The following is a 12542-nucleotide window of genomic DNA, read 5'->3' on the forward strand; positions in this document are numbered from 1 at the left end:
CACGGTAGTTGGCTGAGGTTCGGTGGCGTCCAAGATGGGATGCCGATTTGCGTCCCGAAATCCGCCATAGAGCTTGAAGTGCCATTTTCACGAGAGCTGCCGTCGAGCAAGCTACGCTTCAGCGGCAACGATGCGCCTTCATCTCCGTCGTTTGAGGCGGTTCGAGGCTTTCTGAAAAGCGGCCGCGATTGGGTAAAGGGGCGAATGACAACATCGCGCGCCCATCCTGTTTTATGTAGCACTGCCAGGCGCGTTGTTTCGAAGGATGGATCATCAAAATGCTGCGGTTCTCCTTGGTTCTGGTTGGCGTAGGTCTCTTGTCCACCCCAGCGCTGGCGGCGTCGCCTGCCCCTGTCGAGGGGCAGCGAGGCATGGTGGCGAGCGACCAGGCGCTTGCGGCGGAAGTTGGCGCCGAGATCCTGCGAGCCGGCGGCAACGCCGTGGATGCCGCTGTGGCGGTCGGATATGCCCAGGCCGTCGTCAATCCATGCTGCGGCAACCTTGGCGGTGGGGGCTTCTTGACGCTGCGCCTCGCCGATGGTCAGGCCGCGTTCATCGATTTTCGGGAGGCTGCGCCCAAGGCCGCCGGTCCTAATGTCTTTCTCGACGATCAGGGCGAAGTCATTCCGCGCGCCAGCCTGGATGGATGGAGGGCCGCCGGCGTACCGGGCACGGTCGCCGGTCTCGAGCTCGCGCTTTCGAGATTCGGCACAATGAAGCGCGCTGACGTGATGGCACCGGCGATCCGGTTGGCGCACGATGGCTTCATCCTCACTCGACCGGATGCCGACATCATCGGGACGGGATTGGCTGCCTTCCGGGCGGATCCAGCTCTCGCTCAATACTGGCTCCGCGACGGCGAGCCGCTCAAGGCAGGAGATCGCTTGGTCCAAACGCAATTGGCAACGACGCTGCAGGGCATTTCCGATAAAGGGCCCGACTATTTCTATAAGGGCCCGATCGCCGCGGCGATTGTCGACGCGAGCCGCAGGAAAAACGGGCTCTTCAGTGCTGACGATTTTGCCAGATATGAGGCACGGATCGGCAAGCCCTTGGAATGCTCCTATCGGGGATACGAGATCCTGACGGCCGCGCCACCAAGCGCCGGTGGGCTCGCCGTTTGCGAGATCCTCAACATTCTCGAATTCTATCCCGTCGGCTATCTCGGTTTCGGCTCGGCTGATATGGTCCATCTGATGACGGAGGCCATGCGCCATGCCTTTGTCGACCGCAATTCCGCGATCGGCGACCCGGCCTTCGTCAAGAACCCCGTCGAGAGGTTGGTCTCCAAGGACTATGCAGCTGCCCTTCGGCTGACCATCGACCCGTACAAGGCGACGCCTTCCGAGACTTTGTCCGGCACCACGTCGCCCCATGAAGGCACCGAGACGACGAGCTTCTCGGTCGTCGACAAGGCAGGCAATGCGGTCGCTGTCACCTATTCGCTCAACGCCTATTTCGGCGCCCGCGTCATGGCGCCGGGCACGGGTTTTTTCCTGAACAACACCATGGATGACTTCACCAGCAAGGTCGGCGCCGCTAACATGTTCGGCCTAGTGCAGGGCGCCGCCAACGCCATCGCGCCCGGTAAAAGGCCGGTGAGTTCGATGGCCCCGACCATTGTGGTCAAGGACGGCCGGCCCTTCATGGTGCTTGGGAGCCCCGGCGGGTCGCGCATCATCACCGCCGTCGTCGAGACGATCCTCAATGTCGTGGATTTCGGCATGACGATCCAGGAGGCGGTCAATGCGCCAAGGGTCCATGCGCAATGGCTTCCGGACATTCTCTTTGCCGAACCCTATGCGCTGTCGCCCGACACGGTTCGTGCGCTGGCGGAACGCGGTCATAAGGTTCGTCTGCAAAAACCCTGGGGTGCTGTCGAGGCCATTCTGCTCGGCAGCGGCGCAGCCCAGAAGGGCGAGTTGCCGTCGTTTGGCGACGATACGGTGCGCGGAGAGGTTCCCCGCCTAGGCTATATCTACGGCGGCCATGACGCTCGCCGTCCGGCCGGAGCCGCGATTGCCGAATGAGGCTCGGATTGAGTCATCCGGTCCCCCTATTGTCAGCGCGTCAAAACGAGGCGGGTCGCCAATTCCATCGGGACCGCCTTCACTCCATAGCCCAAGCCCGGCAGGTCAATGTCTGGAGCCTTAGCTTTCGGTGATGCGCCGCTCTTCCTCCGGAGCAACTGCCAGTTGTTTCCAGTCGAGATCCTCCTGAAGTTCGAGATAGTGGTCAGGGCCGACTTTGTCGCCGCCGCGGAACTGCGGCCGGCGGGATGCAGATGCAAAGAGATGCAGCGGTATAGAAATGCGATCGCCAGACGGATTCCGATGACGCCGCCAACGATCGCGGCCGCAAACCACAATGCCCTGTCCAACTCGGTGGCGGACATCGCCCCGACGATACGGCGCGCCTAGGCCCATGAGAAGAAATGCCAGAACATTGAGCAGGACCACGACCGTGGTCCACACTGCAAACGAATGCACCCGCATCCTCGGCGGAAAATCCACCTTCGTGAGGGTGGCGATCGTCATCGCGCTCGCCACGGGTGCAAGTACGGCCGATAGATGAAGCCGCTCGGCGATCAGCCACGTCGCAAACGCACAGTCAACGCAGCGGTGAACAGCAACAAGGCCGTTGCATCGTTGAACAGGCTCTCACCCTTGAGGAGAGCATCAACACGCCGTGCGACCGGCAAACCAGACAACACGGCGGTCGCAGCGGCCGCGTCCGGCGGGGCGACGATCGCGCCGAGTGTAATCGCCACGACCAGCGGCAACCCAATGGTCAGCCAGTTAATCGCGACGACGACGCCCGCAGTTGCCAGCACGGCGACGATGGCAAAGAAGATCAGCGGCAGCATCATGCGTCGTGCCGCGCCGACCGGAAAATCGTATGCCGAGTCGACCAGCACGGGCGCGATGAAGAGCGCGAGCATTGTCGGCGGATCGATCGGGATATACGGCGCACCCGGCAACATCGCCACGGCCACGCCGGCGGCCGCCAGGATGCCGGCGGCCCCTATAAAAGACCGCCGCCGCAATTTCAAACTGACCCACTACCCGTTGGCGGGCATGAGGCGCCGATAGTGAAGAGCCAGCAACAATCCGACGGCTTTATGCTTTCACGACGAATGCTTCTCGATGCAAAGGTCTGAACATACGCCTTTCTTGAAGGTGCGATTGATGATCCCTTGCTGGATCATCCCCTTTGGATGCCAACTTGGCCCTTGGGGAACCGGGCTATAATCGCAGGGTCGATATTGAGGTGCTGCGACACCAGCTCGGGCGGAGTGTGGGTCAGCCAGTTGGAGAGGTCCACTTCCTGGTATTCCGGCGCTTTGAAGATCACCAGGACTTGAAGGTCCTCGGTGCCCGTATTCAGAATGTAGTGACCTTGGTTCTTCGGCACGACGCCAACGTCACCCGCCCTGAAGTCGAAGGTCTGCGCCCTCGGGCCAGCATCGAACACGGTCATTCGGCCTTGGCCCTTGATCCAATATTGCCATTCGTCGGCATTTGGGTGCCAGTGCATGCGCCGAAGGCCGCCGGGCTTGATGGTCTCGAGGGCGGCGGCGATGGTCGTCGACGCTTTGAAGTTGCGGCTATCAGCCAGATAGATGGTGCCCGCCTCGTTCTGCCGCACCGGTGTGGTGGCAGTGAGGGAGAAGGTGAATGGCTGTGGTGGCGTACCACCGGAGGCGACCGATGCCTGAGCCGCGGCGAGAGGACTGGCTTCCTTGCCCTGGAAGATCCAGAGGTCGTGAAGCGGAATGTTACGGAAGACCTCGGCAGACACACCGAAATTCTGCGCCAGGATCTCGGGTGGCGTATGGGCGATCCAGTCGGTCAGCAGCAGGGTGCTGAACTCCGACTGGTGGGCATCGTCGAACACCAGAAGAAACTCACATCCTTCCGGTCCGAGCCCCTGCAAAGCGTGCGGGCAACCTGCCGGAAAGAACCAGAGCTCTCCGGGTCCCACGTCCTGCACATAGGCCTGTCCCTGCTGGTCAAGGAGCGTAACTCGGCAACGGCCGGACGTCACGATGCCCCATTCATTGGCCAAGTGCCAGTGCAGCTCGCGAATGCCGCCCGGCCCGAGGCGCATGTCCACGCCGGAGACGTCCTTCGAGGCAGGAAACTCGGTGATGGTGACCTGACGCCCCCAGCCCCCGGCCTGAATGCGTTTCGGCATAATGTTGAAGGACGACCAGAGCATCGGCATGGTGCCGACATCGGTCGGCGGCGGACTCTGGAAGACGGGGAACTCTGCGGCCAGGGCCGGGTTCTGTGGCCCAGGATCGGACAACGCGCCGGGTGTGGAATTGATCGCGCCCTGCGGCGGTTCGTCCGGATTGCCGAAGGACGCCGCCTGCGCGGCCCCACCCGCGATTGCGGCGCCGCCAGCTGCACCAAGGGCCAACATGGCGCGACGCGAGATATCCTCCACTGTGAACTCCTTCATAAGCGGAGCCGCTCGGTCTCCGGGACCGAACGGTCCGGTCGCGGACGTGCGTCTTGGCTCCCAATGCGCACGCGATGCGAGATTAGCGGCATTTGGCGACCAGTCCACGACTTTCCCATGGGCTTGTTGCCGGCAGCGCCAGAGCGACGTGATGCTGGCGATGCGCCTGAAATCATCCCGTCCTTCAATAGCCGGCGGCAATGCCGTCGAGGCGAGGGTCGGATGCGCCGCTTACCGCCTGGCCAGGCGGCGTGATGGCTTGGGCGGCTGGAACGCCTGGGAGAGATCTGATCTGATCCCCGAGAACTGGATCGCTTGGAACTGGAGTTTTCCGCGGTAGCTTCCCCTGGCTGGAAGGAGCGGAAGACGATGCAGGCATCGAAGTTTTCGGACGCCCAGAAGGCGTTCATTCTGAAGCAGGGAGCCGACGGGATTCCGGTGGCGGAGATCCATCCTTCGAGGGACGGCGGCGGGCTCGGTTTTCACGGCCGTCGCGGTCCGGAACTGTCGCGGATGATCAATTCGTGCGGGACGACCTGGTGCTCGACGGGCGCGTCGCCTTCGATCATGCGCTTCAGATAGAGCACCGAGGCTTCCGCCATCTCGCGGCGCGGCAGACGGACGGTGGTCAGCGGCGGATCGAAGACCTGCGAGAAGGTGAGGTCGTCGAAGCCGGCGACCGCGATATCGCGCGGGATGCGGAGCCCGGCGCCCTTTAGCTCCACCATGAGGCCGAAGGCGGACTCGTCATTGCTGCAGAAGATCGCGTCCGGCAGCGGGCCCGCGGCGACGAGGCGATGGGCGACCGCCTTGCCGTCGCCGAGATGGAAGCCGCCGGGCAGCAGCAGATCCGGCCCGTCCGGCAGCCCTGCCTCGGCCAGAGCCCGGCGCCAGCCTTCGAGGCGCAGTCGCGAGACGAGCTCGGTCATCGGACCCGCGAGATGGGCGATGCGGCGGTGGCCATTGGCGATGAGGTGGCGGACGACGTCGGCCGCTGCCTCGACCTCGTCGATCTGGACCGACGCGATGCCGCTGCCGGTCTCGGTCGGGCTCATCGTCCTCACCACCGGAAGCCGGCTGCCGCTCTCGATCCGGCTCCGAATCCGGGCCGGGCAGTAGCCGGACGTCAGCAGGATCCCGTCGATACCGCCGGTGAACAGCTCGTCGGCCAGCCGGTCCGGCCGCTCGAGATCGACATTGGTGTGGCCGATCATGATGCCGTAGCCGAGTTCGAACGCCGCGCGATCGATATTCATCAAGAGGTCGGAATAGTTCTGGTTGGCAAGGTCGGGGATCAGCACCAAGAGGATCGCGCTCCGCTGCAGGCGCAGCGAACGGGCATGGCGGTTGATCTTGTAGCCGGCCTCCTGTGCCGCTCGTTCGACACGGATGCGCGTCTCCTCGCTGATCGGCGGCAGCCCGGCGAGCGAGCGGCTGACCGTCGAGGCCGAGACGCCGGCGAGACGGGCGATATCGGCCATGGTCGGCGACTTCGCGCGGGTGCTCTCCTTCAAGGGCGTGGTCTCGTCCTGCGTCTTCCTGGGCATGTCGCCTCCCAAACCTCTCCCTCCGTGCCGAGAGCCAACGGCGTCCAGCCGGCAAACTAGCACGCCGCCACAGGGGATCACTCGGCCATGGCTGCGGCGGTGCTGGCTTTGACACGCATTGTTGCCGCGCACAATCGATTGCGTCTTGCGCGCAATCGATTGCGTGATAGATGTTGCGCATTCGATTGCGCCAGCCGCTCCATCAAGGGGGTGAAGGCGCTGCCCGCGGGGAGGAGACCGCGCGGGCCTGGAGGACGACATGAACACGCCTGGTTCCGTCACCGGCGCGACCCCCGTCGCGCTGCCCGAATTCTGCTGCTCGCCGCCGCGCTGCGCCGGCGACCGGGCGCCCTTTTCCTTTCGGACATGAGACCCATGGACATCAGCGACATTCTCTCGATCCAGCTCTATTCTCTCCGCGGCCTCGGTCCGCTCGAGCGCCAGCTCGATGCGGCCGCGGCGGCCGGCTTTCGTCTCGTCGAGACGATCGGCAGCCACCTTGCCGATCCGAAGGCGCTGAAGGCGGGCCTTGATCGGCGCGGCCTCGCGGCGCCGACCGGCCATGTCGGCATCGGCGATCTCCGCAGCGATCTGCCACGCATCATCGCGGCGGCGCAGCAGGCGGGCGTCAGCCAGCTCTACATGCCGGCCTATCCGGAGGCGGAGCGCGGCACCACCGGCGCGAGCTGGTCGAAGGCCGGGGCGGAGCTCGGCGCGATCGCCGAGACGCTGAAGGCCGAGGCGATCGGTCTCGGCTATCACAACCATCATTGGGAACTCGCCATTCTCGACGACGGCCGGCCGGCGCTCGAAAGCTTCTTCGCCGGCGCCGCCGGCTCGCCGCTCACCTGGCAGGCCGATATCGCCTGGCTGGCGCGCGGCGGCGTCGATCCCGTCGAATGGCTCGGCCGCTACAGCGCGATCCTGACCTCGGCCCATGTGAAGGACCAGGCGGCCGCCGGTATCACGGTCGACGACGGCTGGACCGATGTCGGCGCCGGCATCCTCGACTGGCCGCTGCTCTGGCAGGCGGCGCGCGACAATGGCGCCGGCGTCATGACTGTCGAGCACGACAATCCGAGCGATCCGGCCGGGTTCGCCGCGCGGAGCCACGCCTATCTCACCCAGATGACGGCCTGAGCGGCGCAAGAAAACCGGGGCGTCGCTTGCGCCCAGACCCATCATCGATGCATCGGACAACACACGTGGAAAAGTTGAGAGTTGGCCTTATCGGCCTCGGGACCGTCGGCCAGGTGGTGCATCTGCCGGTCCTTGCTGGCCTCAAGGAGCAGTTCGAGGTCGTCGCCGTCTGCGACGTGTCGGCTCGCCTCGTCGAGCGGATCGCCGACAGCTACCAGGTCAAGGGACGCTACACCGACCACGCCGCGATGCTTTCGGCCGAGCGGCTCGATGTCGTCGCCGTCATCAATTCCGACGAGTATCATGCCGATTGTGCCGTCGATGCGCTGGCCGCCGGCGTGCACGTGCTGATCGAAAAGCCCGTCTGCCTGTCGCTCGCCGATCTCGACCGCATCATCGCGGCGCGCGATGCGGCCGGCAAGATTGCCTTTGTCGGCTATATGCGGCGCTTCGCCGGCGCCTATGCCGCGATGAAGGCCCGCCTCGCCGCCGGCCCGGCGCCGCTGCATGTCGCGGTGCGCGACATCATCGGCCCGAATGCTTTCTTCATCGGGCAGACCGCCGTGGTCGAGGCGGCCGACGACATCGCGCCCACGCTGATCGCCGAACGCCAGCATCGGGCGGAGACGCAGGTCCGCGACGCGCTCGGACCGGTTTCGACCGAAGCCGTTTCAGCCTACCGGCTGCTCTGCGGCCTCGGCAGCCATGATCTCTCGGCGATGCGTGGTCTCATCGGCGCGCCGCAGGGCGTGATCGGCGCCGGCAAGAAGAGCAGCGGGCGCTATGTCGCCGCCATCCTCGATTATGGGAGCTTCATGGCGACCTTCGAGATGGGGCTCGACCAGGTCGGCCGCTTCGATGCCTCGATCGAGGCCTTCACCGGCAGCGAGCGGCTCCGCATCGACTATGACACGCCCTTCATCCGCCATCTGCCGACGCTGCTGACGGTGCAGTCGACGAAGGGGGACTCGCTTTCCGTCGCCATCGAGCGGCCGAGCTATCGCGATCCCTATACGTCCGAATGGCTGCATTTCCACGACGTCATCACTGCCGGTGCGCCGGTCGACACCACGCTCGAGGATTCGGCCGAGGATCTGAAGCTCTTCGCCGATATCATCGCGGCCTTCCCGGATTGAGCCGTCCAGGGGGTCGCGCCCAAGGTCGCATCAGCGGCTCAACATATCGTTCAAGAAACGGGAGGAAAAAATGAACGAATCCAATGCTCGCCGGAGCGGCATGAACCGCCGCGCCTTTCTCGCCAGCACGGCTGCGGCCGCAACCGCCATGACCGTCGGCCAGAAAGCGGCGTTCGGCGCCGAGGAGATCAAGTTCTGGGACATGGTCTGGGGCACCGGCGCCACCTATACGGCGGCCGCCAAGGAACTGGTCGGCAGCTACCAGCCCTCGGGCGACAATCTCGGCGTCCGCTATCAGTCTATCCCCTGGGCCAACTGGTACCAGACCTTCACCTCCGCCGCCGCTTCCCGCACGACGCCAGCGGTCTCGTCGGGGGCCGCCTTCCTGCCGTTCTATTTCATCGAGCAGGGTGTCATCGCTCCCGCCGATGATGTCGTAGCCGGCTTCGACAAGAGCGGCACCAACGACTTCCTCCCCGGCGTGCTCGACGCGATGAAGACCGACAAGGGCTATGCCGCGATGCCCTGGTCGATGGATCTCCGTGTCATCTGGGTGCGGAAGTCGCTGCTCGAGAAGGCCGGCGTCGAGGCGCCGACGGATTGGCAGAGCTTCATCAAGGTCGGCGAGGCGTTGAAGAAGATCGATGTCGTCGGCCTCGGCCTCGCCGACGGCAGCACGACGACGGACGGACAGCACAGCGTCTCGGCGCTGATGATCAACAATGGCGGCGGGCTGTTCGCGACCGATGGCACGCTCGATTGCGTCACCGATCGCAACATCGAGACGCTCGACTTCCTGAACGAGCTGGTCCGCAAGGGCATCATCGATCCCTATGCGGCGAGCTACACGTCCGACAATGTCACCCGCGACTGGCTCTCGGGCCGGGTCGGCATGGGCTTCGGCCAGACCGGGCTCGACAAGAACTTCCCGGCCGACCAGCGGTCCGACCTGACGGTGATCAGCCCGATCAAGTCGACGCGCGGAGATAAGGGCACAGTCTACTACATCAATCCGCTGATGATGTTCAAAACCACCGCGTCGCAGCCTTCGTCGGAGGCGTTCCTCACGTGGTATCTCGACAATATGAAGGTGTTCTGGGAGAAGGGCGTCGCCATCGACGTGCCGGTTCGCAAAAGCATCGCCGAGCTGCCGAACCTCAAGCAGAACGCCAATCTGCAGAAGTCGATCGCCGAATGGCAGCCGGTCGGCAAGACGATCGGCGCGCAGGCGCCGCGTCCCTTCGGTGCGCTCAACGCGGTCGATGGCGGCGGAGCCGGTGCTGCGTTCATCCAGCAGATCATCGAGGGCAAGACGGCGTCGAAGCAGATCCTCGAGACCCTGCAGACCGCCCTCGAGAAAGTCGTGAAGTAGCAGCGTGCAGGCAACCGGAACCCTCGCCGACCGGCAAAGCCGGCGCCCCGCGGAAGCGCGGCGCCGGCGGCCTGATCTCGGCCGCGCCATGACATTGGCCGGGCTGGCGATGCCGGCCATCGTGCTGATGACCGTCGTCAACGCCTATCCGGTCGTCTATGCCGGCATCCAGGCGCTGCATGACGGCGATCTGCTCAATCTCGGCAGCTTTGTGGGCCTCGCGAATTTTCGCGACGCCCTGACCGATCCGCTGTTCTGGTGGTCGGCGCGCTTCACCGTCATCTTCAGCCTCTGCGGCGTGTTCGGGTCATGGCTGGTCGGCTTCGCGCTCGCCCTCCTGCTGAAGCCGGAATTTCCCGGCAAGAGCTCCTTCAAGATCCTGCTGCTCCTGCCATGGATCGTGCCGATCGTCGTCTCCTCCATGAGCTGGAACTGGCTGACGGCGACACCGACGAGCCTGTTGCCGGTGCTGGCGCAAGATCTCGGCTTCGGCCGCGTGATGTTCCTCGCCGATCCGACCATGGCGATGATCACCGTCTGCCTGTTCAAGATCCGGATCAGCTATCCCTTCATGATGATGATGATGTCGGCGGCGCTCGAAGGCATCGAGCCCAATCTCTACGAGGCGGCCCGCGTCGACGGCGCCAATTCGCGGCAGCAGCTGCGCTATATCGTCCTGCCGATGACGGCCCGCTCGACCTATATCGCCTGGATCCTGATGGCGATGTTCTCGGTCAACGACTTCGCCACGATCTATCTGCTCACGGGCGGTGGCCCGGTCGATTCGACGACCTCGCTGATCGTCCTTGCCTATCGCTCGGTGTTCCAGGATTTCCGGCCAGGATACGGCGTCGCGATCTCCTTCCTGATGACCGGAGCGCTGGTGACCCTTTCGATCATCCTCTTCCGCCAGATCCGCAGGGCGAACATCGCATGACCACCCCCATCGCCACGGCGCCGGCAAGGAACTCGCTCGATCCGCGGCGGGCTGGGTTCGGCCGCACGCTCGCCGCCGCGATCGTGACGCTCGTCCTGCTCGGGCCGATCATCGTCGTGTTCTGGCTGGCGCTGCGGCCGCGGCTCTACACCGACATCACCGGACCGACGCTGGAGACGTTCGGCTATATCTTCGCCAATACTGACATCCTGCTCTGGCTGAAGAACAGCGCCATGGTCTCGGCGCTCGCGACCATCGTTTCGGTCATCGTCGCCGCGCCCGCCGGCTATGTGTTGTCGCGTGGCCGCGGCGGGGCGGTCTCGGTCTATTCGCTGTTCATCTTCGTGGTGCAGAGCTTCCCTGTCGTCGTCTTCGTCATCCCGCTCTTCATCATGTTCGCGGCGGTCGGGCTGGTCGATTCGCTCGGCGGCGTCGCGATCATCTATGTCGCCTCCTCGATCGCCGTCGCCTGCTGGATGATGTCTGCCTATTTCGACACGATCCCGGTGACGCTGGAGGAAGCCGCCTGGATCGATGGCTGCTCGGTCTTCGGCGGCTTCGTGCGGATCGTGCTGCGCAACTCGCTGCCCGGCGTGCTGTCTACGGCAATCTATGCGTTCCTGCTTGCCTGGAACGACTATCTCGTGGCGTTGGTGTTCCTGCGCTCCGACGATCGCTTCACCCTGCCGATCGGCCTGCAGACCTTCTTTCAGCAGAACCAGACCGACTGGGGCCCGGTAATGGCTTGCGCTGTCGTGATGCTGGCGCCGCCGGTGGTCATTTTCGCATTTCTCAACCGATTCTTCTCGATCGGCGGCATTGGCGGTTCGCTGGCCGGCAGATAGCCCTCCGTAGCGGTGATTTCCCCCCAATTCCTATCCCGCTGAGAGGTTGTTTCGAAGCTTGGATCCTGCCGTCGCGAAGGCCTTGTCGGCGATGGGCCGTCCGTCGTGGGGCGGCGCGCTTATTCGCGGTGTTGGATCGCTTAGCGTCTGGCCTTCCCCGAATTGACAATCGGATACCGCAAAGCGTTAATCCTAGCCCGCTTAACGGCAATACAGCACCGAATAACGACAATGTCGAACCGCCATTCGGCAAAGCGATCCCGCGTTGCCGCAAGCTGATCCCGCAAACGCGCAGTCCGATCCCGGCTAACGACAACGTAATCCCACCAAACGACAATCGACTTTCCCTGACAGCGACTGCGAACACCGCTCCAGAATCGGAAAATCGGCCCATCAATTAGGCAGAAAGTTTCGGGTAACTCACGGAAATAACGCCGTCTTCCAGCGTATGCCCCCCGAAGTCCCGAGAGAGCCGCTCTCGGTCGTTTCCGCTGCGAACAGGAAATGCAGGCAGAGACGGGTTTGTGACGCACTGCGTCCACCACCAACCTCCCAGGAGCGGCTGAAGGGAGCGGTGGCGACCGGCGTCGGCGAGCGACTTGTGGCCCTCGGTCTGGCGATGGAGCAGCCGACGGAGTCTGGCCAGCCGGCATGGCGTCAGACGGCCGATGGCGAGCGGCGGACGCTGGTCATCACGTGGCGCGGCTGGCTGCCATCGGTGTCGACGAGTCGGCGGTTGGCCGCGAAGACGGAGATCGGGTGTCTACGGAGCCGCCCAGAGAGGTAGGCCAGAGCTTGGGTGCGTCAGTTGATGCACCAAAACGATCGGAGCGCCCAGGAAGCAAGAAGGCGCTTGTCATCGGCCTGCTCGTCAGGGGGAAGGCGCATCGGTCGACGACATCACTGGGATGACCGGCTGGCTCGCGCACACGATCCGAGCCTTGCTGACCAGCGTGCGCAGGGCCGGCATGGCAGTCGAGACAATCCGCCGAAGCGGCGAGCCGACCCGATATCGGCTGATGGAAGGGCAGGGCGCTGAGACGACCGCGATCCCGCCAGTCGACACAGTCGAACTTGGACAGGCCGAGGAAGAGTGAT

The 12542-nt window shown here is 64.3% G+C and carries 9 protein-coding genes and 1 pseudogene; 7 read left to right on the top strand and 3 right to left on the bottom strand.

Going from position 1 to position 12542, the window contains the following annotated elements; translation table 11 throughout:
* Positions 1-278: 278 nt before the first annotated feature.
* On the top strand, positions 279-2030 hold the full coding sequence (gene ggt / locus OSH05_RS19485) for a gamma-glutamyltransferase (protein ID WP_104217992.1): 1752 nt from the start codon (positions 279-281) through the stop codon (positions 2028-2030).
* 218 nt (positions 2031-2248) lie between these two features.
* Here the strand turns inward: ggt and OSH05_RS19490 are convergent.
* The 3 genes and pseudogenes from OSH05_RS19490 to OSH05_RS19500 all read right to left on the bottom strand — a co-directional run.
* Positions 2249-3052 (bottom strand): annotated as a pseudogene (locus OSH05_RS19490) (cation:proton antiporter); the annotation flags it as partial.
* 152 nt (positions 3053-3204) lie between these two features.
* Positions 3205-4467, bottom strand: coding sequence for a cupin domain-containing protein (locus OSH05_RS19495; protein ID WP_165801505.1), 1263 nt, complete (start codon positions 4465-4467; stop codon positions 3205-3207).
* Positions 4468-4949: 482 nt separating this feature from the next.
* Positions 4950-6014, bottom strand: a complete 1065-nt coding sequence (locus OSH05_RS19500; RefSeq protein WP_165801504.1) for a LacI family DNA-binding transcriptional regulator — start codon at positions 6012-6014, stop codon at positions 4950-4952.
* 375 nt (positions 6015-6389) lie between these two features.
* Between OSH05_RS19500 and OSH05_RS19505 the strand changes: the two genes are divergently transcribed.
* From OSH05_RS19505 to OSH05_RS19530, 6 genes are all read left to right on the top strand, one after another.
* Complete coding sequence (locus tag OSH05_RS19505; RefSeq protein ID WP_104217989.1) at positions 6390-7154, top strand: sugar phosphate isomerase/epimerase family protein; 765 nt, start codon at positions 6390-6392, stop codon at positions 7152-7154.
* Between the two features lie 65 nt (positions 7155-7219).
* Positions 7220-8290 (top strand): Gfo/Idh/MocA family protein, encoded by a 1071-nt coding sequence (locus OSH05_RS19510; RefSeq protein ID WP_165801503.1) that lies wholly within the window; start codon positions 7220-7222, stop codon positions 8288-8290.
* Positions 8291-8360: 70 nt separating this feature from the next.
* On the top strand, positions 8361-9662 hold the full coding sequence (locus OSH05_RS19515) for an ABC transporter substrate-binding protein (RefSeq protein WP_104217987.1): 1302 nt from the start codon (positions 8361-8363) through the stop codon (positions 9660-9662).
* Between the two features lie 4 nt (positions 9663-9666).
* Positions 9667-10599, top strand: coding sequence for a carbohydrate ABC transporter permease (locus tag OSH05_RS19520; RefSeq protein ID WP_266352830.1), 933 nt, complete (start codon positions 9667-9669; stop codon positions 10597-10599).
* Positions 10596-11444, top strand: a complete 849-nt coding sequence (locus OSH05_RS19525; protein ID WP_104217986.1) for a carbohydrate ABC transporter permease — start codon at positions 10596-10598, stop codon at positions 11442-11444. Before OSH05_RS19520 ends, OSH05_RS19525 begins: the two co-directional genes overlap by 4 nt.
* Before the next feature lie 824 nt (positions 11445-12268).
* Positions 12269-12541, top strand: a complete 273-nt coding sequence (locus OSH05_RS19530) for a DUF3489 domain-containing protein (RefSeq protein ID WP_266352974.1) — start codon at positions 12269-12271, stop codon at positions 12539-12541.
* Position 12542: the final 1 nt, after the last annotated feature.

The organism is Kaistia algarum (assembly GCF_026343945.1).
GTDB classification, from domain to species: Bacteria; Pseudomonadota; Alphaproteobacteria; order Rhizobiales; family Kaistiaceae; genus Kaistia; species Kaistia algarum.